Here is an 18,765-nt window from a genome sequence, read left to right as displayed (position 1 = left end):
TCGCGCCACGGACGAAATCCGGACCTGTTCCCCGCGTCCCCCGCTGCGGCCGAGCGCTCTTCTCAACCGGCCGGTCGGCGTACCGAATCGAGCGCTGCTTCGATCGTCGGGTGAGCGGAGGCGAAGCCCGCCTGGTGCGGGGCGGCCGGTACGGCGCGCGCGCTGCACGTGATGCTCGCCGCGAACTCGCCGCGGGACGGCGGCGAACGCCGGACGGTGCAGGGCGCGGCTCGGTTCCCGGGTCACCTCGCGGTGCGTGAGCGGTTCGGGGGACTGTGAGGTTCACGGGCCCGGAGAGTTCGTCGGTGCCGAGGGCGAAGCGGGGCGCCGCGAAGTGGTGCGTGAGGTGAACGGCCCGTACTGCTCTCCGGAGCCGAGCCGGCCGCCGAGGCCGACGCGGAACAGCGGGAGCAGCCACCCGAAGGCGCCGCCCCCGCGGAGACGACCAGGGCGGTGCGCGGGTGCACCATCCCGATGCCGCGGCGAGCCGAGCCGGGGCGGCGGTCGCCTCCCGGTCGACGCAGGCGGAGCGCACGTCGTCCCCCGGCGGGCTCGCTCTCGCCGACGATCCGTCGGCCGGTGTCGCCGTGGCAGCCGGTACAGGCCCTCGAGGATCTCCCGCTGGTAGACGGCCGCCCTTGCTTGCGAGTTCAAGTAAACCGGGCTGTCCGGGACGACCTGACCCGCCGTACGAGGTCCGAGGCCGCCGACTCCCACTCCCGGTACCCGAAGCCGAACCCCGCCTCCGTCAGCCGGCCGGGGACCACCCGGCGGCTCTTGAGCAGCAACTCCGTGTCCGTGCGCAGCGCGAACGCCCCCAGCTCGGCCATCCACCGCGTCGCGGGCAGTCCCACCGGGACGCCCCACGCCGCGCGCAGCGCCCGCATGAAGTCCCGCTGCGGGAGCGGGTCGGGGGACGCGAGGTTCACCGGTCCGTCCATGTCGTCGCGGTCGATCAGGAACTCCACCGCGCGTACGAAGTCCTCGTCGTGGATCCAGGAGACGTACTGCGCACCGCCGGCCACCGGTCCACCCAGCCCCAGCCTGGCCAGCCCCGACAGGACGTCGAAGACCCCGCCCCGGTCCGGGCTCATCACCATCGCCGAGCGCAGCGCCACCTTCCGCGTCGCCGGCGTCGGTGCCTCTCTCTGCGCGCGCTCCCAGTTCCTCGCGATGTCGACGCTGTAGGTCCAGTAGGCGGGAACCCCGGCCTCCGAGCCACCGGTCACCCCCGTCGCCTCGTCGTTGGCGGCGTCGAAGCGATGGGCGTAGATCGTCGCCGTACTCATCTGCAGCCACACCCGCGGGGGCCGCGCGGCGCCGGCGATCGCCTCCCCGACCACCCGCGCCGAATCCACGCGCGAGTCCATCATGGCCCGCAGGTTCCCGGCGGTGTAGCGGCAGGAGACGCTGCGCCCGGCCAGATTGATCACGACATCGCTGCCGTCCACGACCTCGGCCCAGCGGCCGAGCGTCGCCCCGTCCCAGGCGACCTGCCGTGCCTGCACCGGATGCCGCGTCAGCGCCGTCACCTCATGACCGGCTGCCGTCAGCGCACGATCGAGGATCGTGCCGATCTGTCCGGTTCCTCCGGGCAGAACCACCTTCATCGAGCCCCCTCGGTTCGGTGGGGACAGCGTAGCCCCACTTTTGAACACGTTCAAAATCGAGGTGCGCCGCAACTGCCCCAGAGCACCTTTGCGTTGACAGGCGCTGCGGTAAGGTACGAGCTGTTTGGTTTAATTTTGAGCTTGAGGAGGGTCCATGGCTCAGCAGGAGCGAGCTGTCCGGACCCGACGTGCTGTTCTGGAAGCCGCCGCGGCGGTCTTCGCCGAGCGCGGTTACGCCGCCGCCACCATCGCCGAGATCCTCAACAGGGCCGGCGTCACCAAGGGCGCCCTGTACTTCCACTTCGACTCCAAGGCCGCCCTCGCCCAAGGCGTCCTGCGCGAGCAGATAACCGGTGAGTACCACGTCCCCCGGGAGCTGAAGCTGCAGGAGTGGGTGGACGCGGGCATGACCCTGGCCGAGCGGCTGCCCCGGGAGCCGATGCTGCTCGCGGGGGTCCGGCTCTCGGCGGACCTGCAGGGTCGCGACGTCTTCGGCAGCGCGTGGCCGGCCTGGGCCGAGCTGACCGGGGCCGTCCTGACGGAGGCCAAGGAGCGCGGCGAGGTGCTCCCGCACGTGGTGCCCGAGGAGACCGCGGAGGTCTTCCTCGGCGCGTGGATCGGCGTGCAGTTCGTCTCGCAGGCGGTGGCCAACTGGGCCGACCTCGACCACCGTATGTCGGCGCTCTTCACCCATCTCCTCCCCGCGATCGCCGCTCCGGCAGTCCTCGTCCGCCTCGACACCGCGCCGGACAGGGGAGTCAGGGTGATCGCGGAGGTACGGCAGAAGGCGGCGGCCCTGTCCGGGTCCAACGGCTCGGGCCGGTAGCGTCGTTGGCCTCGCCACAGTCTTGAGCTGACGCTCTTTACCAAACCGCCAGGCCGGTTTCCTTTTGGTCCGTGACCGGTGTCGAATAGGTTGAGACGATGACGTCCACGCCGATGATCCTGTTGCTCTCCGGGAGCCTGCGCAAAGGCTCCACGAACGAGGCCGTGCTGCGCACCGCGCAGGCCGTGGCGCCGACCGTGGGTGTGGGCACCGTCCTGTACGAGGATCTGGCCCGGCTTCCGCATTTCAACCCCGACGACGACACCGACCCGCTGCCGGATCCGGTCGCCGGGCTGCGGGCGGCGCTGGACCGTGCCGACGGGATCCTGATCTGCACCCCCGAGTACGCGGGCACGCTGCCGGGCTCGTTCAAGAACCTGCTGGACTGGACGGTCGGCGGCACGGAGATCTGCGACAAGCCGGCGGCATGGGTCAACGCGGCCGCCCCTGGTCGCGGTCAGGGCGCGGAGACCACGCTGCGGACGGTTCTGGGATACACGGGCGCACACGTCGTGGAGCCGGCCTGCGTGCGGATTCCGGTGGGGCGGGACACGCTCGGCGCGGACGGCGTCATCACCGATCCCGAGACCCGTCGCCAACTCGGCGAGGTCCTGGGTCTGTTGGTGGGCGGCGGCGACCTCTAGCGGGACCGACCGGTCACGTACGCCGGGTTCCGGGGTACCGCCCCTCCCGTGGACCCGGCACCGAGAAGCGCCGACGAAGCGCAGCGCGACGCGCCGGGGCCGCCGGAGCCCGGCGGCGGGTGGAAGCGCCGGCGGTACCGGCCGACGCCCCCGAGCGGGTAGCCGGTCGGGCTCCCGTTCTCGCCGTGTGGTGTGTCGAACGGGCCGATCACCTGCGGAGCGGGGGCGCGCGCTCGGATCCGGACTCCTGAGGGCGGCGGCGAGGTGTCACTCGTGGCCGCGCCGTCGGTGGACGTGGCGCACCGCCCGCGGGGCGGGCCGCGCGCAGGTGCGTCAACGGTGCAGGACGGCGGCGGAGTTCCCCCGGCCTCGCAGGCGACCGTGCCCGCCGCCCGGTGACACGGCCGTCCACGCCGTCGAGGGCCACGGCTCCGCCGACACGGCCCGCGGCCCGCCCGCCGGTGTCGCCGTCCTGCCGTTGCCGGTGGCGTCGGTTGCCGTGCTGCGGAGGTGTCGATGGCACGGGGGAGTCCGCTGCACGCGGGGGTAATTCGCTGGACAACTCCTCCACAGGCGGCCAGCGTTGATGCGATGGAGCAGGAGAAGATCTGGGACACCGCCGTCGCCCAGCGCTACGACACGCCCGGCTGCGGCATGTTCGCGCCGGAGGTTCTGATGCCGACGGTGGAGCGCCTCGCCGAGCTGGCGGACGGCGGAGCGGCGCTGGAGTTCGCGATCGGGACCGGTCGCGTCGGCGTCCCGCTGGCCGAGCGCGGAGTCCACGTCACCGGCATCGAGCTGTCCGGTCCCATGGTCGAGCAGCTCCGGACCAAGGCCGACGAAGCCACGATCGCCGTGGTCATGGGCGACATGGCGACGACGCTCGCCCCAGGGACGTACAGCCTCGTCTACCTCGTCTACAACACGATCTCCAATCTGCTCACTCAGGCCGAGCAGGTCGAGTGCTTCCGCAACGCCGCCCGCCATCTCACGCCGGGCGGCCGGTTCGTGATCGAGCTGTGGGTGCCCGAGCTGCGCACGCTACCCCCGGGCAAGGAGGCCACCGTGTGGCGCGCCGACCCCGGTTACATCGGGCTGGACACCTACGACGTCCTCGAGCAGCGCGTCGTGTCGCACCACGTCCACTTCGACGGTACCGAGGAGGCCCGGGTGTACCGCAGCCCGCACCGCTACATCTGGCCGTCCGAGCTCGACCTCATGGCCCGACTGGCCGGCTTCGAGCTGGAATCCAGGCACGCGGACTGGGAGGGCGCCGAGTTCACCGCCGAGTCCCGTTCCCATGTCTCGGTGTACCGGCTGCCGGGACAGCCCGGCTAGGCCCTGTCGTCGCGGGGCGGGCGGGAGTTCGGCGAGAGGGCCTTGCGGTGGAGCACGTGCGCCGGGCGGCTCGGGCGCCCGGCGCGTCCCAGCGGCCCGGGGTCCAGGCGGCGGCCCCGGGGATCCAGCGGATGCCCGGCCGGCTCGACCGGTCTCCCGGCCACGCCGTCGCGGACCGCTGTCACCCACGCTCAGGAAGGCAGCAGGCGCAGGGCGTACAGCGCGGCGCCCAGGTCGGCGACGGTGATCGGGTCGGTCAGCGACCGCCCCGTCAACTCCTCCACGCGGCGCAGCCGGTAACGCACGGTGTTGGGGTGGACGAACAGCCGCTCCGCGGCCCCGGTGGCCACGCCGCCCGAGCCGAACCAGTGCCCGAGCGTCTGCAGCAGCCGTGCCCGTTCCGCCTCCGGCAGTTCGAGGAGCGGGCCCAGGGCGACCTCCACCAGCCGGCTCGCCTCCGCCGGCGCGGCCGCGACCAGCATGGCCAGCGGGCTGTCGTCGAACCGGGTGACCCCGGGGCCCTCGCCGGGCAGCCCCGCCAGGGCCAGCCGGGCGAAACGCAGCGCCTGCGGGGTCTCCCGCAGTGAGTCGAACCGCGGGCTGACGCCGACCCTGGCGCGCCGGCGGCGCAGCACCCGCAGGCTCACCGACTCCGCGTCCCGGTGCCCGAGCGAGACCAGCCCGATCTGCTGGTCCGGCAGCAGCCGCCACACCGACGGCACACCGGAGCGGCGCAACGCCGCCTCGATCCCGGGCAGCGGCTCCTGGCCGGGATCCGGCACCGACGCGGCCACCACCGCGTACGGCCCGCGCTCCGGCAGACCGAGCTGCCGGGCCGCCTCCCACGGCGTCGTACGATCCGCGAGCGCGCCCGTGAACAGCGCCTCGGCCAGGGCCGAACGGCGGGACTCGCGTTGCAGCGCCAGCTCGGCGCTGGCCTCGCGATAGGCGGCGGCCACGGCCTCCGCGTACCGGCCGAACAGGGCCCAGATCTCCGAGGAGCCGGCCACCAGCTCGGCGTCCGTCACGTCCGGGTGCCTGCGGGCCTCCTCGACCATCTCCGACCAGAGCAGCTCGAAACCCACCCGGTAGGCGTGCAGCGTGTCCGCCAGCGGCACACCCTGCTCGGCACGCAGCCGTCCGGTGTGCTGCGCGGCACCCACGTCGGGTTCGGCGCCGTAGGCGAATCGTCCGAGGAGCAGATCGGCGTTGCCCTCGCAGGACTCCTTGAGCGACGCGACGGGGATGAGCGAGTCGTCCGCGTACGACTCGACCTCCGCACGGATGCGTTCGGCCATCCGCTCGCCCAGCTCCGGAAGGCGCCCACGCAACGCCGCGCCCACGTTCGACAGACTCATAGCCGCAGCGTACGGCGCCCTGTTTGTCCCCGGGAACAACTTCGGCGCGGGTGAACTGTAGGCGCCACCATGGACGCCCCCGACCGCGCACGCGACCATGCCGTGAGCGCCCGCGGCGGGGACCCGCGAGCGTGGCGGGAGCATGCGTGCGAGGAGGCATCATGGCCAATCTGGCGGAATTCCTGGTGGACACGGCGCGGCGGCTGCCGGAACGCCCGGCGCTGCGGCTCGCAACGACGGTCACCACCTACGCCGAGCTGGACCGGCTGAGCGCCCAGGCCGCCACGCTGCTGCGGACCGAGGGCCTGCGCACCGGTGACCGGGTCGCGCTGATGCTCCCGAACGTGCCCGAGTTCGTCGTCCTGTACTACGCCGTCCTGCGCGCCGGCGGCATCGTGGTGCCGATGAACCCGCTGCTGAAGGAGCGCGAGACCGAGTACCACCTGCGGGACTCCGGCGCGGTCCTGCTCTTCGAGTGGCACCTGGCGCCCGGCGAGGGCGCCGCCGGCGCGGCCGCCGCCGGGGTGCGGCACCTGACGGTCGAACCGGCCGCGTTCACCGCCGAACTGGCGCGCCTCGATCCGGCGTCCGAGGTGACGTCCGCCGCCGCGGACGACACGGCCGTGCTGCTGTACACCTCCGGCACCACCGGCCGTCCCAAGGGCGCCGCGCTCACCCACGCCGGGCTGCGCCACAACACCGAGGTCAACGTCACCGAGGTGCAGCGGCTGACGTCCGACGACGTGATCGTCGGCTGTCTGCCGCTGTTCCACATCTTCGGGCAGACCTGCACCATGAACGTCGCCGTCCGCAGCGGGGCGTCCCTCACTCTCGTCCCCCGCTTCGAGCCGCAGGCCGTGCTCGACGCCATCGCCCGCGACCGGGCGACCGTCTTCGAGGGCGTCCCCACCATGTACGCGGCGTTGCTCCAGCACCCGGGCGCCGCCGCGGCCGACGTGTCCAGTCTGCGCATGTGTGTCTCGGGCGGCGCCTCGCTGCCGGTGGAGGTCCTGCACGGGTTCGAGCGGCGCTTCGGGTGCATGGTGCTGGAGGGCTTCGGCATGTCCGAGACCAGCCCGGTCGTCTCCTTCAACCATCCCGACCGCCCGCGCAAGCCCGGCTCCATCGGCACCCCCATCCGCGATGTGGAGGTCCGGCTGCTCGACGACGCCGGCCGGGACGTCGCACCGGGGGAGGTCGGTGAACTGGCCGTACGCGGGCCGAACGTGATGAAGGAGTACTGGCACCGGCCCGAGGAGACGGCCGCCGCCATCCCCGACGGCTGGCTGCGCACCGGCGACCTCGCCCGCCAGGACGAGGACGGCTATCTGTACATCGTCGACCGCAAGAAGGACCTCATCATCCGCGGTGGCTACAACGTCTATCCGCGCGAGATCGAGGAGGTGCTGCACGAGCACCCCGCCGTCGCCCTCGCCGCGGTCCTCGGCGTGCCCGACGAGCGGCTCGGCGAGGAGGTGGCGGCCGCGGTGGTGCTGCGCCCGGGAGCCGAGGCGGACACCGAGGAGCTGCGGCGGTTCGTCCGGGACCGGGTCGCCGCGTACAAGTACCCGCGCCGGCTCTGGCTGGCGGACGCGCTGCCCATGGGCCCGAGCGGCAAGATCCTCAAGCGGGAGATCACCGCGCCGGCGCCCTGAACCAGCCTGTGAACAGACTGTTCACAATAATCAGTTGCCGTCATGTCGTGTGTGGTCCCATGCTGCTCTCATGTCATCGACCGCTGACCACACCGACCCCTTCACGCCCCCGCGGCCGGAGCAGGCACGTGCGCAACGGGTGTATCCCTCGCTGTTCCGCATCGCCGAGCGCCATGCCGCGACCGACGGGCAACGGAGTCGGCAGACCCATCCGTCGGTCCTCGCGCCGCACGAGGCAGTCCGGCTCGTGACCTTCCTGCTGAGCGGCGCCGCGCTGCCGGACGAGGGGGAACCGGAGGTGGACCATGCCGACGTCACGGCCGCGTTGAGCCTCGTCCCGCTGGTCCGGGCGGAGTGGGACGAACTGGAGGTTTCGCTCCTGCGGATGGCCCGCGGCCGGGGCATGACCTGGCCCGAGATCGCCTTCGGCCTCGGCCTCGGCACACCGCAGGCCGCCCGGCAGCGCTACGAACGGCTGGCCGGCCGCACCGCGACCGAGGGCGAGGCCGAGGGCGCCTGACGGCCGACCGGCCGTTACCCGGACCGGCGGCGGGCCGCCGTCGTTGCCGCCGCGCGGGGTGTGGGCGGCCCGCACGCGCACCGGTGAGCGCCCGTCCGGCGACCAGGCCGGATCGAAGTCCCCGAAATCCCCAGCGGTGAGTTGCCGCGGCCGGCCGCCGGCGACGCCCGTACGAGGCGCCGGTCGTGGCGTGGCCACCGCGTTCGGAGGAGGAGGTCAGCCGCTGCCGTCCGGCGACCAAGGCGGCCCCGCGGTCGTCCCGGGGCCCGTCCGCCAACCGCCACGGCCCGCCGGGAAGCTGTCGGCTCGGTCCGGCCGAGCAGCGTGGGCAGCAACACCTCCTCGCGGCGGAAATGTGCCCCACACGCTGCGGCGGGTCACGGCCGTGGCCATGGTTCCGGTGCGGGTTGCCGCACACGGTGACGCGGTGCGTGGCGAAATGCCGCCCGGGTGCGGGAGGCCGGGCGCCCGGCCGCCGGGTCACCAGCCCGTCAGCAGCAGATGGTTGAGGAGCAGGGCCAGTGCCGCCTGGGCGGTGAGCCAGGCCCGGGGGCGCGGGAGGAGGGCGCAGGCGGGGAGGAGCCAGAGCGCGAAGGGCAGCCAGATGCGTTCCGTCTCCGCCTTGCTCATGCCGGACATGTCGGCGACCAGCAGGGCGAGCAGCGCGGCGGTGACAAGGAGCGCGAGCCGGGTGTCCGCGCGGCCCGTCCTGCCGAGCAGTGCAGTGGTCGTCCGCCGCAGACCCGCCGCCGTGGCCGGGCCGGTGATGACGGCGGCGCAGGCGAGATCGGCCCAGACCCAGTAGCCGTAGGGCCGGGTACCGCCGACACCCTGGTAGTAGCGGGTGACGAGGAGGTGGTAGGCCTGCCACCAGTCGAAGCCGGCCAGCGTGAACACCACGGGGAACACGGCCAGTCCGGCGAGCAGGGACAACAACGGGGCGGGGCGTGCGCGCAGTTCGCGACGCGCGAGCGCGACGACCGCCGCGCCGATCAGGGCGAACAGCAGGAGGCCGTAGGAGAGGTAGCACGTCAGACCGAACAGGAGGCCCGAGGCCGCCGCACACCCGTGGGACCGGCAGGTCAGTGCCAGGGCGAGCAGCGCCACGGACCAGGCGGCGACCGCCGCGAAGTAGCCGTCGGCGGAGGTGCCCTGCCACACCGCGGCCGGGGCCAGCACCAGGAACGGCGCGGCCCGGCGCGCGAGTGCCTCGTCGGCCAGCGCGCGGAGCGCGACCAGCACGGCCACGCAACCCGTCGCCCCCACGGTGACGCACCACATCCCGGCCCAGCCGCCGCCCCGCAGCCCGATCCGGTCCAGCAGCACGAAGGTCAGCGTGGCGGCCGGCGGATGGCCGGCGATGTGGGCCGGCCAGGGGTCGGGCGTGCCGCTGACGATGTGGTGGGTGAAGTCGCGCAGGGTGGCCGGGATGTCGCGGAAGCGGCCGATGACGGTGAGGTACTCGTTGCGGGTGGTCAGCCGCACCGCGATGCCCTGGTGCCAGCCGTCGATCAGGGCGAGCGACAGGATCCAGGCCAGCGCGCTCGCCCAGGCCGCCGCGAGCAGCACGCGCCAGGGCAGCCGGACCGCGACGGAGGGCCCGTACGCCACGGTGGCCGACGCGACCGCGAGGGCCGCGGGGGTGCCGGGGCCGACGTGCGGGTCCCAGTCGGCGAACAGTGGTGGCCAGTGCACGAACAGGGTATGGCGGGTGTCCTGGATGTGCCGGCCGATGAGGACGGCCACCGTCACGAGCAGGGCGGCGGCACCGGCGGCGTACAGGTCGCGACGGAGAGATCGGGTCACAGCCGAACGCTAGGCCCTGTCGTCGAACTCCCGCCTGCCCCGCGACGCCACGCACGCACTCTCGTCGCACGCACCCGGCGCCGCGAGGCCCGCCCGCCGGGCGGACGACGGGAGATTGACGACAGGGCCTAGCCAGGTGTGCGGTCCCGGCACCCTTGGTGACACGCGTGCGGGGTGCTCGCACAGGTGAGGGCCTTCTGGGTTCGGCCGGTCGCTGTTGTGCGCGTCCCGGCGGTGGACCGGCGTCACCGGTCGCTCACCGGACTCTCCCCGGACGGCTTACTCACCCGCTGGCTGCTGATCACCGCCGCCCTCTTCGCCGGGTCGGCGCTGCTGCTCGCCTGGCGGGTGCGCAGGGCGGCGAAGCAGCGGCCGCCCGCGTCCCACTGAGCGACGGACCGCCACCCGGCCCTGCGCGCGTACCGCAGCAGGGCCGGGGTGCCGAGCCGCGCCCAGGGGAAGGGAGTGCCGGTCGTCCGCGCGGCGTCGATGGTGTCGACCACCTGGACCCGGGCGCGTTCGTCGACCCGCCCCCGCACGGTTTCGGCGATCAGCAGGCCGCCGGGCCGCAGCAGCGCGGCCACCCGCTCCAGCAGCACGGACGGCTCGCCGCCGATGCCGATGTTGCCGTCCATGAGCAGCACCGTGTCCCAGCGGCCCTCGCCGGGCAGCGGCTCGAAGACCGAGCGCCGCAGCGCGAGCCCACCGAGCCGGATCGTGTGGTCGACGGCGGCCCCGCTGACGTCGATGCCGAGCACGGTACGGCCGCGGGCGGCGAGCTCCGCGACCAGCCGGCCCGGCCCGCAGCCGACGTCGAGCACCGCGCCCTCGCAGCGGTCCAGCACCGCCCGGTCCACGGCGTCCGCGCCGGCGCACCAGCGCTCCACCTCCAGTGGCAGCAGCCAGCCGTCGGTGCGGCGCAGGAACAGCGGGCCACGGCCGGTGCGCAAGGCGGTGGCGTAGGGTTCGGCGGCCGACCAGGCGACAGAGCCGGCCATCACCGGGTGACCGGCGTGCAGCGGGCCAGCCGGGCGGCGAACCGGCCGCGCGGCGCCAGCGCGGCGACCGCCAGGGCGTCGGCGGCGGTGTCGACGTCCCGCAGCCGGGGCATCTCCCGCACCCGCAGCCCGGCCGCCAGCAGCCGCTCCCGCTGTACGGCCCCGGTCTCGGGCGTCGACATGGGCACGCCCCGCAGCAGCCCGGGATCGGGCTCGGCCAGACCCAGGGCCCAGAAGCCGCCGTCCTCGGCCGGTCCGAAGCAGGCGTCGTAGTCCGCGAAGTCCACGGTGAGCAGTTCCGGCGTCACCTGAGGGGTGTCCATGCCGATGAGCAGCGCAGGGCCGGAGCAGTGCGCGAAGGCGTCCGCCAGCCGTTCGTCCAGCCCGCCCGCGCACTGCGGCAGCACCTCGAAGCCGGGCGGCAACCACGCTCCCGGCGTCCCGTCGAGGACGAGGACCCGCCGGGTCGCGGGGGTGGTCGCCACGGCGTGCAGGGTGTCGGCGAGTGCCGCTTCCGCGAGCTGGGCGGCCTGCCGCGGCGTGAACGGCGGGACGAGCCGGGTCTTGACCCGCCCCGGCAGCGGCTCCTTGGCGATGACGAGCAGCGTGGTCACCGTACGAGCCCCCCGCCGGCCGGCGTCTCGGCCAGCACGCGGCTCATGTCCCGCACGGCCTGCCAGGTGCCGCGCCAGGTGCCCGTCACCTTGGAGGCGCCGGTGCGGGGCCGGTAGGGCACATCGTGTTCGGCGATGCGCCAGCCGGCGTCGGCCGCGCGCACGACCATCTGCAGCGGATAACCGCTGCGCCGGTCGGTGAGGCCGAGGGCGAGCAGCGGCTCGCGGCGGGTGGCGCGCAGCGGGCCCACGTCGTGCAGGCGCAGTCCGGTGCGACGGCGCAGCATCCGCGCCAGCGCGAGATTGCCGGCGCGGGCGTGCACCGGCCAGGCACCCCGGCCCTCGGGACGCCGGCGGCCGAGGACAAGGTCGGCCGCGCCGTCCCGGATCTCCCGCACGAAGGGGACGAGCAGCGCGGGATCCAGGGAGGCGTCGCAGTCGCAGAAGCAGACGATGTCGCTCGTGGCCGCGGTCAGTCCGGCGTGGCAGGCGGCGCCGAAGCCGCGCCGCGGCTCACGCACGACGGTGGCGCCGAGCGCGCGGGCGATGTCGGGCGAGCCGTCGGTGGAACCGTTGTCGACGACGAGGGCGCGCCAGCCGGCCGGGATCCGGCCGAGCACCCAGGGCAGGGCCTCGGCCTCGTCCAGGCAGGGCAGCACCACGTCGACGTCCGTTGAAGTGGTCGTCACGGGTTCACCCTACGAACTCGAATCGGGCAAATCGGACCCATGGTCCTTACGAAACGCGGACGCCCGGCCCGGGGCGCGCCGACGGCGGTCGCGCGGTGCGAGGCTGGGGACATGCAATCGCTGTACGAGCCCCAAGGGGCCGAGGCCGCAGGTGAGACGGCCCGGATCCTGGTCGTGGACGACGACCCGACCGTCGCCGAGGTCGTCACCGGATATCTGCACCGGGCCGGCTATGTGGTCGACCGCGCAGACGACGGCCCGACCGCCCTCACCCGCGCCGCCGCGCACCGGCCCGACCTCGTGGTGCTCGATCTGATGCTGCCCGGCATGGACGGCCTGGAGGTGTGCCGGCGGATGCGCGCCCGCGGTCCCGTACCGGTCATCATGCTCACCGCCCGCGGTGACGAGGACGACCGCATCCTGGGCCTGGAGGTGGGCGCCGACGACTACGTCACCAAGCCCTTCAGCCCCCGTGAACTGGTCCTGCGGGTGGAGTCCGTGCTGCGCCGCAGCCGCCCCGCGCCCACCGGACACCGGCTCGCCGCGGCCGGCCTCCGAATCGACCCGGACGCCCGCCGGGCCACCAAGAACGGCAGCGAACTGTCGCTCACGATCCGGGAGTTCGACCTGCTCACCTTCTTCCTGCGGCACCCCGGCCGGGCCTACAGCCGCGAGGACCTGATGCGCGAGGTCTGGGGCTGGGACTTCGGCGACCTGTCGACCGTCACCGTCCACGTCCGCCGGCTGCGCGGCAAGGTCGAGGACGACCCGGCCCGGCCCCGCCTCATCCAGACGGTCTGGGGCGTCGGCTACCGCTTCGAACCGGGCGAGGCGGTGCACTGACCATGCGGGACACCCTCCTCATCGCGCTCTACGCCTTCGCCGGCGCCGCCGCCGCGGGGGCCGCGGGAGCGGGCGCGCTGCGACTGATCCGGCGCCGCTCGCTCACCGCGTCCATCGCCGTGGTCGCGGCGGTCGGCGTCGGCGCCATGTTCGCCGGCACGCTCGCCGTCGCCTGGGCGATGTTCCTGTCCTCGCACGACCTGAGGGTGGTCACCACCGTCGTCGCCATGGCGGCCGTCGTCTCCCTGGCCACAGCGCTGCTCCTCGGGCGCTGGGTCGGCGCCCGCAGCCGCGCACTCGCCGAAGCCGCCCGCTCGTTCGGTGACGAGGGCGCCTTCGACGCCCCGCACGGCCCCGCCACCGCCGAACTGGAGGCAGTCAGCCGCGAGTTGGCCGCCACCAGCGCGCGGCTCGCCGAATCCCGGGAGCGCGAGCGGACGTTGGAGAAGTCCCGGCGCGAGCTGGTCGCCTGGATCTCGCACGACCTGCGCACCCCGCTGGCCGGACTGCGCGCCATGTCGGAGGCGCTGGAGGACGGCGTGGCCGCCGACCCCGACCGCTACTTCAAGCAGATGCGCACCGAGGTCGAGCGGCTCAACGAGATGGTCGGCGACCTGTTCGAACTCTCCCGCATCCACGCGGGCACCCTCCCGCTGAACCCCTCCCGCGTCTCCCTGTACGACCTGATCGGCGACGCGCTGGCGGGTGCCGACCCGCTCGCCCGGGAACACGGGGTACGCCTGGTGGGCGACCGGGTCGAAGCCGTGCCGGTCGAGGTGGACGGCAAGGAGATGACCCGGGTGATCGGCAACCTCCTGGTCAACGCCATCCGCCGGACCCCGCCCGACGGCACGGTCGCCATCGCCGCCGAGCGCACGGACGACGGAGTGGTCCTCTCGGTCACCGACGGCTGCGGGGGCATCCCCGAGGACGATCTGCCGCGCGTCTTCGACACCGGCTGGCGCGGCACCGACGCCCGCACGCCACCGGCTGGTGCGGGCCTCGGCCTGGCCATCGTCCGGGGCATCGTGGAGGCACACCAGGGGCGGGCCAGTGTGCGCAATATTCCCGGGGGGTGCCGTTTCGAGGTGACTCTGCCTGTTCCGACGTCCTGAACCGCGCTCATGGTGTTCTTCCTGCAGGTCAGGGTCGGGCGGGGCGTCGACACCGAGACCGCCGCGGCACGCGCCTGGCGCCGGGCCGGCTACGCCTGCCTGGCCGGGACCGCTCTCATCGGCCTCGCCTCCGGGATACCCGCGAACAGAGCCGCCCGTCGTCGCACCCTCGGTACTGGCGCTGCTCCGCCTCGACGCCGGCGGGCTCGGCCGGCTGCTGACGGGCGGAATCCTCCTGTGCGTGGGAATCGTGGCGCCGCCGGCGGTCCGATGGGCACAGCGGCCGCACCGGCGGGAGGTGGCAGACGCCGCACCCGCCCGAGGCCTCGAGGAGCCACGCCCCGGCTCCGGTTCAGCCTTCGCGCGGTGCGGCCCGGGCGAACTCCCGCATGCCCTCAGCGAACCCGACCTGCGGCTTCCAGCCCAGCGCGGCGCGCAGGCGGGAGGAGTCCGCGGTGATGTGCCGTACGTCGCCCAGCCGGTACTCGCCGGTGACCACCGGCTCCGGTCCACCGCACGCCGCCGCCAGCGCCCGGGCCAGTTCGCCGACGGTGCGCGGCTCACCGCTGCCGGTGTTGTACGGCGTGAGGACACCCGCAGCGGCCTCCGCCTCCAGTGCCGCCACGTTCGCTGCCGCCACGTCCCGGACGTGGACGAAGTCGCGCCGCTGCCGTCCGTCCTCGAACACCCTGGGGGCCTCGCCGCGGGCCAGCGCCGAGCGGAAGAAGGACGCGACCCCGGCGTACGGGGTGTCGCGCGGCATCCGGGGCCCGTACACGTTGTGGTAGCGCAAGGACACCGCCGACCCGCCCGTGCTGCGGGCCCAGGCGGCGGCCAGGTGCTCCTGGGCCAGTTTGGTCGCCGCGTACACGTTCCGGGGATCCGCCGGAGCCTCCTCACTCACGAGCCCGGGGCTCAACTCCGCCCCGCACCGCGGGCACGACGGCTCGAACCGGCCCGCGTCGAGATCGGCGACCGTCCGGGGACCGGGGCGTACGACCCCGTGCCGCGGGCACGCGTAGCGGCCCTCGCCGTACACCACCATCGACCCCGCGAGCACCAGGCGCCGCACCCCCGCCTCCGCCATGGCCGCCACCAGCACCGCCGTGCCGAGGTCATTGCGCGAGACGTACTCAGCCGCGTCGGCGACACCGTTGCCGAGACCGACCATCGCCGCCTGATGGCAGACGGCGTCCACTCCGGCCAGCGCCCGGGCGACCGCCGCCGGGGCGCGTACGTCCGCGCCGGGATCCGCGCGGAGGTCGTACACGAGCGGCTCGTGCCCGCTCTCCCGCAGCGCCTCGACGACATGGGACCCGATGAACCCGGCACCGCCGGTGACCAGTACACGCATAGGGTCACGCTAGACGCGGCCACCACCGCGACCGGGCGACGCGTCCGGTACGTCACGACTCCGTAAGAGCTGAACGCCCGTCAGGGCTCCGCCGTGGGCACGGCGATGCGCGGCGGCGACGCACTGCGATGTGTGAGCGTTTCAAGAATCTCTGTCAACAACGTTGACTCCGCGGTACGGCGCCCTCACATTACCTATCAGTAAACCCAGCGGTAATCCTCTGAACAGGCACTTCACGGCCGTCGTCCTGCGTGCGCCCCTGCGTCCACGCCCCGGCGGCCCGTACTTTTCCCCACGCTCTGAGCCGCCGCATTCTCGCGCACCGGCACACGGTCGGGCCCCGCCGTGCCCGCCTGTCCGGTGTCCCCGTCCGAGAAGAGGGAGCACATGTCCATGTCCGCACTGCGCCGTGCCATCGCTTCGACCTCCGCGCTCGCCGGGGCGCTGGCCCTCGGCCTCACCACCGCACCCGCCCACGCAGCCCCCACCCTGAACTACGCCGCCCTCGGCGACAGTTACAGCGCCGCCTCGGGCGTCCTGCCCGTCGACGCGAGCAACCTGATCTGCCTGCGCTCCACGGCCAACTACCCCCACGTCGTCGCCGCCCGCACCGGCGCCCGGCTCACCGACGTCACCTGTGGCGCGGCCCAGACCAAGGACTTCACCGAGTCGCAGTACCCCGGAGTCGCCCCGCAGACGGACGCGGTCACCGCGGACACCGGCCTGGTGACCCTGACGATCGGCGGCAACGACAACGGCACCTTCGTCGACGCCATGCTCGCCTGCGGCAGCGCGGGCATCCTCAGCGCAGGCCAGGGCAGTCCGTGCAAGGACATCTACGGATCCTCCTTCGACGACGCCATCGACGCGAACACCTACCCCGCGCTGAAGGGCGCGCTGCGCAGCGTCCGGGCCAAGGCGCCGGGCGCCCGCGTGGCGGTGCTCGGTTACCCGTGGATCACACCGGCCAAGGCCGACCCGTCCTGTTTCGCACAACTGCCGATCGCCTCCGGCGACGTGCCGTACCTGCACGCCCTGCAGGCCCATCTCAACGCCGTCGTCCAGCGCGCCGCCGAGGAGACCGGGGCCACGTACGTGGACTTCGCCCAGGCGTCCGAGGGCCACGACGCGTGCCAGGCCGTCGGAACCCGCTGGATCGAACCGCTCCTGTTCGGGCGGAACATCGTCCCGGTCCACCCCAACGCGCTCGGCGAGCAGCGCATGGCCGAGCGCACCATGAGCGTCCTCGGCCTCGGCTGACCGGGTACCGGCGGCCCTGGGGCAGGCTCGTGCGCCGCCGTCGACCTGGAGCACCGTGCCGGTCACGTCGACGGGTCCCGAGTCCGCGAAGAAGGCGTCCACCGCGGCACGGTCCGCCCCGTCCAGCCGGTACGCCTCCTGACGGGCGCCCCGCCCGGCCCCGCCGCCCGGACCCCGTGCGAGGTGCGCCGGAGCATCTCGGCCGCGCTGGAGGCGCTCGCCTGGAACGAGCCCGCCGCCGCGCTCATGGAGGACTTCTCGGCCCTCCCGCGCCGCGACCGCAACCTCGCTCGCCGCGCCACCCCCGGGCCGTGCGAGGGGGCGGCGGCTGTACGGGATGTCCGACGCCGGCGCGTTCGCCCGTCACGCGGAACGCCGGCTGCGCACGGCCGCAGCCCGCTGCCCCGAACGCTCCCGGGGTGACCGGGATGATGCACGAACTCCTTTCCGGCAGCGAGGAGTTCGGGCCCGGTCGAGGGACTCCCACGACGTGGACGGGGAACCGGCGCTCCGCACGACCTTCCGGCACCCGCTCGTCGGACCGGTCACGGCCGACTGCCACGCCCTCGAACTCGCCGATCGCGACCGGCAGGTCGTGTTCGGCACCGCCGTCCCCGGCACGCCGTCCGAGGAGGCGTCCACGGCCGCTGCCGGTCGTCGGCACGCAGCGCATGGACGCGCGCCGCTGAGCCGAAAGCCCGCCTCCCTACACGCCGCCCGGCGTCCGCAGCACCGCGAACGCCTCGTCCAGCAAGGCCGGGAAGTCCTCGATCCTGCGCGAACCGGCTTCCTCGTCGCCCTGTGTGTACATGATGAGGGCGCTGCGCACGGCGGCGAGGGATGCCCTGGCGAGGACGGAGGCGCGCAGGGCCCGGCGCTGCGCCCGCTCCTCGGGGTCGTGCTCGGCGAAGCGCTCGGCCAGTGCGGACATGATCCCGTCCTCGAACTCGGTCAGGACGTGGGTACGCCGGGTCTGGCCGGTCAGCGCGCGTGGCGGTGCGCCCACGAAGAGGATGGCGAGCCCGCCGTCGAGCTCACCCGCCGCCACGAGCAGGCTGTTGTGGACGGCCGTGAGGGGCGGCTCGTCGGCCGGCCGCCGGAGGATCTCCCGCCGCACCAGCACGAACGCGGTCTGCCTCACCTGTCGGGATGGGCCCGCGATGAGTCCGGCCCACACGGCCGGCCGCTGCGCCGCCATGCCGTGCACCGGGTACAGGTCACGCCGCCGCGACCCCGGCCGGCCCCAGTCGTACGTGGACTGCAGGAACCGGGCGATCTCCCACCGCGCGTACACGGGCCCTGGCGCTGCTCGCGGACGCGGGCGATCGTGTCCGCCAACTCCTCGTTCACGGCGTAGGGTTCGGTCAGGGTCGGCGCTTGATTGCCGGACCGCACGGGCCTGCCTCTCCGGCAGCCGTGGTCACGACACCCGAGGCGCCCCGCACCACACGGAGCCGTGCGCCCCTCGCGGCACCGGTCCCGGAGCCGGCCGGACGGTCCTGGGCGGCCCGATCGCCCTGGCGCACACGGCCGTCGAACCGGCCACGGATCCGCTGCGACGGCCACGCTTCCCGGCGAGGGGGGCGCGGTGGAGCCGGGCGGTGGCATGAGGAAAAATGGTTGCCTGAAGAAACAACTGCGGGGATCGCGTGAAAGGCCCTCCATGCCCCACCTCACCATCGACTACTCCTCCCGCCTGGCCGGAGCTTTCGACGCCCGTGCCCTGGTGAAGGAGTTGCATCCGCTCGTGGTCGGGGAATCCGGTTCCTCGGGCGTGTGCAAGACGCTCCTCCGCCCGGCGGAGACGTATGCCGGGCACGAGCCGAGGGGTGAGGCCCTCTTCGTCCATGTGGAAGTCGGGCTCATGCCCGGCCGTCCCGACGCGCAGAAGGCGCGGCTGTCCGAGAGCGTGCTGGCGCTGCTCGCCAAGCATCTGCTGGTGGACGACACCGAGGAGCAGGCGTTCCTCTCGGTGGAGGTGCGCGACCTCGCCCCGTCCTACCGGCTCTCACCGTCCGCGCACTGAGCCGGCGCAGCCGCTGACAGCGGCACCTGACGGGAGCCGGCCGCCGGATGCCACCCCTTCGGCTTTCGACACGGCCGAATTCGCTTGTCCGGCACTCCGCTCCCGAACT

18 protein-coding genes and 2 pseudogenes are annotated in these 18,765 nt (G+C 73.7%); 11 read left to right on the top strand and 9 right to left on the bottom strand.

Going from position 1 to position 18,765, the window contains the following annotated elements:
- Nucleotides 1–62: 62 nt before the first annotated feature.
- Both AB0L59_RS22955 and AB0L59_RS22950 read right to left on the bottom strand, forming a co-directional pair.
- Nucleotides 63–179: pseudogene (locus AB0L59_RS22955) on the bottom strand (DUF1731 domain-containing protein); the annotation flags it as partial.
- Between the two features lie 471 nt (nucleotides 180–650).
- The gene (locus AB0L59_RS22950; protein ID WP_365586577.1) at nucleotides 651–1,610 is read right to left on the bottom strand and encodes a TIGR01777 family oxidoreductase; all 960 of its coding nucleotides are present in this window, start codon (nucleotides 1,608–1,610) and stop codon (nucleotides 651–653) included.
- 154 nt (nucleotides 1,611–1,764) lie between these two features.
- Between AB0L59_RS22950 and AB0L59_RS22945 the strand changes: the two genes are divergently transcribed.
- From AB0L59_RS22945 to AB0L59_RS22935, 3 genes are all read left to right on the top strand, one after another.
- Nucleotides 1,765–2,436: a ScbR family autoregulator-binding transcription factor gene (locus tag AB0L59_RS22945; RefSeq protein WP_365586574.1), complete on the top strand. Its 672-nt coding sequence runs from the start codon at nucleotides 1,765–1,767 to the stop codon at nucleotides 2,434–2,436.
- A 98-nt stretch (nucleotides 2,437–2,534) separates the two neighbouring features.
- Complete coding sequence (locus tag AB0L59_RS22940; RefSeq protein WP_365586571.1) at nucleotides 2,535–3,080, top strand: NADPH-dependent FMN reductase; 546 nt, start codon at nucleotides 2,535–2,537, stop codon at nucleotides 3,078–3,080.
- A 591-nt stretch (nucleotides 3,081–3,671) separates the two neighbouring features.
- A complete protein-coding gene (locus AB0L59_RS22935) occupies nucleotides 3,672–4,418 on the top strand; it encodes a class I SAM-dependent methyltransferase (RefSeq protein WP_365586569.1) in 747 nt (248 codons plus the stop codon).
- A 191-nt stretch (nucleotides 4,419–4,609) separates the two neighbouring features.
- Here the strand turns inward: AB0L59_RS22935 and AB0L59_RS22930 are convergent, their stop codons facing one another.
- The gene (locus AB0L59_RS22930) at nucleotides 4,610–5,776 is read right to left on the bottom strand and encodes a helix-turn-helix domain-containing protein (protein WP_365586566.1); all 1,167 of its coding nucleotides are present in this window, start codon (nucleotides 5,774–5,776) and stop codon (nucleotides 4,610–4,612) included.
- A 161-nt stretch (nucleotides 5,777–5,937) separates the two neighbouring features.
- Between AB0L59_RS22930 and AB0L59_RS22925 the strand changes: the two genes are divergently transcribed.
- Complete coding sequence (locus AB0L59_RS22925; protein ID WP_365586564.1) at nucleotides 5,938–7,431, top strand: long-chain fatty acid--CoA ligase; 1,494 nt, start codon at nucleotides 5,938–5,940, stop codon at nucleotides 7,429–7,431.
- A gap of 70 nt (nucleotides 7,432–7,501) precedes the next feature.
- On the top strand, nucleotides 7,502–7,951 hold the full coding sequence (locus AB0L59_RS22920) for a DNA-binding protein (protein ID WP_365586562.1): 450 nt from the start codon (nucleotides 7,502–7,504) through the stop codon (nucleotides 7,949–7,951).
- A gap of 480 nt (nucleotides 7,952–8,431) precedes the next feature.
- On the opposite strand, the gene AB0L59_RS22915 is transcribed toward AB0L59_RS22920, so the two are convergent.
- From AB0L59_RS22915 to AB0L59_RS22900, 4 genes are all read right to left on the bottom strand, one after another.
- Nucleotides 8,432–9,757 (bottom strand): hypothetical protein, encoded by a 1,326-nt coding sequence (locus AB0L59_RS22915; RefSeq protein WP_365586559.1) that lies wholly within the window; start codon nucleotides 9,755–9,757, stop codon nucleotides 8,432–8,434.
- A 245-nt stretch (nucleotides 9,758–10,002) separates the two neighbouring features.
- Nucleotides 10,003–10,755: a methyltransferase domain-containing protein gene (locus AB0L59_RS22910; RefSeq protein ID WP_365586557.1), complete on the bottom strand. Its 753-nt coding sequence runs from the start codon at nucleotides 10,753–10,755 to the stop codon at nucleotides 10,003–10,005.
- A complete protein-coding gene (locus AB0L59_RS22905) occupies nucleotides 10,755–11,369 on the bottom strand; it encodes a DUF2064 domain-containing protein (RefSeq protein WP_365586555.1) in 615 nt (204 codons plus the stop codon). Before AB0L59_RS22905 ends, AB0L59_RS22910 begins: the two co-directional genes overlap by 1 nt.
- Nucleotides 11,366–12,058, bottom strand: a complete 693-nt coding sequence (locus tag AB0L59_RS22900; RefSeq protein ID WP_365586554.1) for a glycosyltransferase family 2 protein — start codon at nucleotides 12,056–12,058, stop codon at nucleotides 11,366–11,368. Before AB0L59_RS22900 ends, AB0L59_RS22905 begins: the two co-directional genes overlap by 4 nt.
- 111 nt (nucleotides 12,059–12,169) lie before the next feature.
- Here AB0L59_RS22900 and AB0L59_RS22895 point away from each other — a divergent pair, with 111 nt between their 5' ends.
- Both AB0L59_RS22895 and AB0L59_RS22890 read left to right on the top strand, forming a co-directional pair.
- On the top strand, nucleotides 12,170–12,901 hold the full coding sequence (locus AB0L59_RS22895) for a response regulator transcription factor (protein WP_365586551.1): 732 nt from the start codon (nucleotides 12,170–12,172) through the stop codon (nucleotides 12,899–12,901).
- Between the two features lie 2 nt (nucleotides 12,902–12,903).
- Nucleotides 12,904–14,016, top strand: a complete 1,113-nt coding sequence (locus tag AB0L59_RS22890; protein ID WP_365586548.1) for a HAMP domain-containing sensor histidine kinase — start codon at nucleotides 12,904–12,906, stop codon at nucleotides 14,014–14,016.
- A 352-nt stretch (nucleotides 14,017–14,368) separates the two neighbouring features.
- Here the strand turns inward: AB0L59_RS22890 and AB0L59_RS22885 are convergent, their stop codons facing one another.
- Complete coding sequence (locus AB0L59_RS22885) at nucleotides 14,369–15,370, bottom strand: NAD-dependent epimerase/dehydratase family protein (protein ID WP_365586546.1); 1,002 nt, start codon at nucleotides 15,368–15,370, stop codon at nucleotides 14,369–14,371.
- 387 nt (nucleotides 15,371–15,757) lie between these two features.
- Here AB0L59_RS22885 and AB0L59_RS22880 point away from each other — a divergent pair, with 387 nt between their 5' ends.
- The 3 genes and pseudogenes from AB0L59_RS22880 to AB0L59_RS22870 form a co-directional block, all read left to right on the top strand.
- Complete coding sequence (locus tag AB0L59_RS22880; RefSeq protein ID WP_365586543.1) at nucleotides 15,758–16,630, top strand: SGNH/GDSL hydrolase family protein; 873 nt, start codon at nucleotides 15,758–15,760, stop codon at nucleotides 16,628–16,630.
- 246 nt (nucleotides 16,631–16,876) lie between these two features.
- Nucleotides 16,877–17,053 (top strand): hypothetical protein, encoded by a 177-nt coding sequence (locus AB0L59_RS22875; protein ID WP_365586852.1) that lies wholly within the window; start codon nucleotides 16,877–16,879, stop codon nucleotides 17,051–17,053.
- Nucleotides 16,968–17,207, top strand: a pseudogene (locus AB0L59_RS22870) (transcriptional regulator); the annotation flags it as partial. The gene AB0L59_RS22875 and the pseudogene AB0L59_RS22870, both read left to right, overlap by 86 nt.
- A 129-nt stretch (nucleotides 17,208–17,336) precedes the next feature.
- Here the strand turns inward: AB0L59_RS22870 and AB0L59_RS22865 are convergent.
- The gene (locus tag AB0L59_RS22865) at nucleotides 17,337–17,924 is read right to left on the bottom strand and encodes a hypothetical protein (protein ID WP_365586875.1); all 588 of its coding nucleotides are present in this window, start codon (nucleotides 17,922–17,924) and stop codon (nucleotides 17,337–17,339) included.
- Nucleotides 17,925–18,293: 369 nt separating this feature from the next.
- On the opposite strand from AB0L59_RS22865, the gene AB0L59_RS22860 reads away from it, so the two are divergent.
- Nucleotides 18,294–18,656, top strand: a complete 363-nt coding sequence (locus AB0L59_RS22860; RefSeq protein ID WP_365586540.1) for a 5-carboxymethyl-2-hydroxymuconate delta isomerase — start codon at nucleotides 18,294–18,296, stop codon at nucleotides 18,654–18,656.
- Nucleotides 18,657–18,765: the final 109 nt, after the last annotated feature.

It is taken from the genome of Streptomyces sp. NPDC052109, from assembly GCF_040680195.1.
In the GTDB taxonomy this organism is placed as follows: Bacteria; Actinomycetota; Actinomycetes; order Streptomycetales; family Streptomycetaceae; genus Streptomyces.
Note: the sequence above shows the minus strand (reverse complement) of the source record. Positions and strands in the feature narration are given on the sequence as shown.

What these genes read in the sequence shown, in the direction of transcription:
- AB0L59_RS22950 (WP_365586577.1), bottom strand. Translation starts at nt 1,610, where the DNA reads ATGAAGGTGGTTCTGCCCGGAGGAACCGGACAGATCGGCACGATCCTC.
- AB0L59_RS22945 (WP_365586574.1), top strand. Translation starts at nt 1,765, where the DNA reads ATGGCTCAGCAGGAGCGAGCTGTCCGGACCCGACGTGCTGTTCTGGAA.
- AB0L59_RS22940 (WP_365586571.1), top strand. Translation starts at nt 2,535, where the DNA reads ATGACGTCCACGCCGATGATCCTGTTGCTCTCCGGGAGCCTGCGCAAA.
- AB0L59_RS22935 (WP_365586569.1), top strand. Translation starts at nt 3,672, where the DNA reads ATGGAGCAGGAGAAGATCTGGGACACCGCCGTCGCCCAGCGCTACGAC.
- AB0L59_RS22930 (WP_365586566.1), bottom strand. Translation starts at nt 5,776, where the DNA reads ATGAGTCTGTCGAACGTGGGCGCGGCGTTGCGTGGGCGCCTTCCGGAG.
- AB0L59_RS22925 (WP_365586564.1), top strand. Translation starts at nt 5,938, where the DNA reads ATGGCCAATCTGGCGGAATTCCTGGTGGACACGGCGCGGCGGCTGCCG.
- AB0L59_RS22920 (WP_365586562.1), top strand. Translation starts at nt 7,502, where the DNA reads ATGTCATCGACCGCTGACCACACCGACCCCTTCACGCCCCCGCGGCCG.
- AB0L59_RS22910 (WP_365586557.1), bottom strand. Translation starts at nt 10,755, where the DNA reads ATGGCCGGCTCTGTCGCCTGGTCGGCCGCCGAACCCTACGCCACCGCC.
- AB0L59_RS22895 (WP_365586551.1), top strand. Translation starts at nt 12,170, where the DNA reads ATGCAATCGCTGTACGAGCCCCAAGGGGCCGAGGCCGCAGGTGAGACG.
- AB0L59_RS22890 (WP_365586548.1), top strand. Translation starts at nt 12,904, where the DNA reads ATGCGGGACACCCTCCTCATCGCGCTCTACGCCTTCGCCGGCGCCGCC.
- AB0L59_RS22885 (WP_365586546.1), bottom strand. Translation starts at nt 15,370, where the DNA reads ATGCGTGTACTGGTCACCGGCGGTGCCGGGTTCATCGGGTCCCATGTC.
- AB0L59_RS22880 (WP_365586543.1), top strand. Translation starts at nt 15,758, where the DNA reads ATGTCCATGTCCGCACTGCGCCGTGCCATCGCTTCGACCTCCGCGCTC.
- AB0L59_RS22875 (WP_365586852.1), top strand. Translation starts at nt 16,877, where the DNA reads ATGGAGGACTTCTCGGCCCTCCCGCGCCGCGACCGCAACCTCGCTCGC.
- AB0L59_RS22860 (WP_365586540.1), top strand. Translation starts at nt 18,294, where the DNA reads ATGCCCCACCTCACCATCGACTACTCCTCCCGCCTGGCCGGAGCTTTC.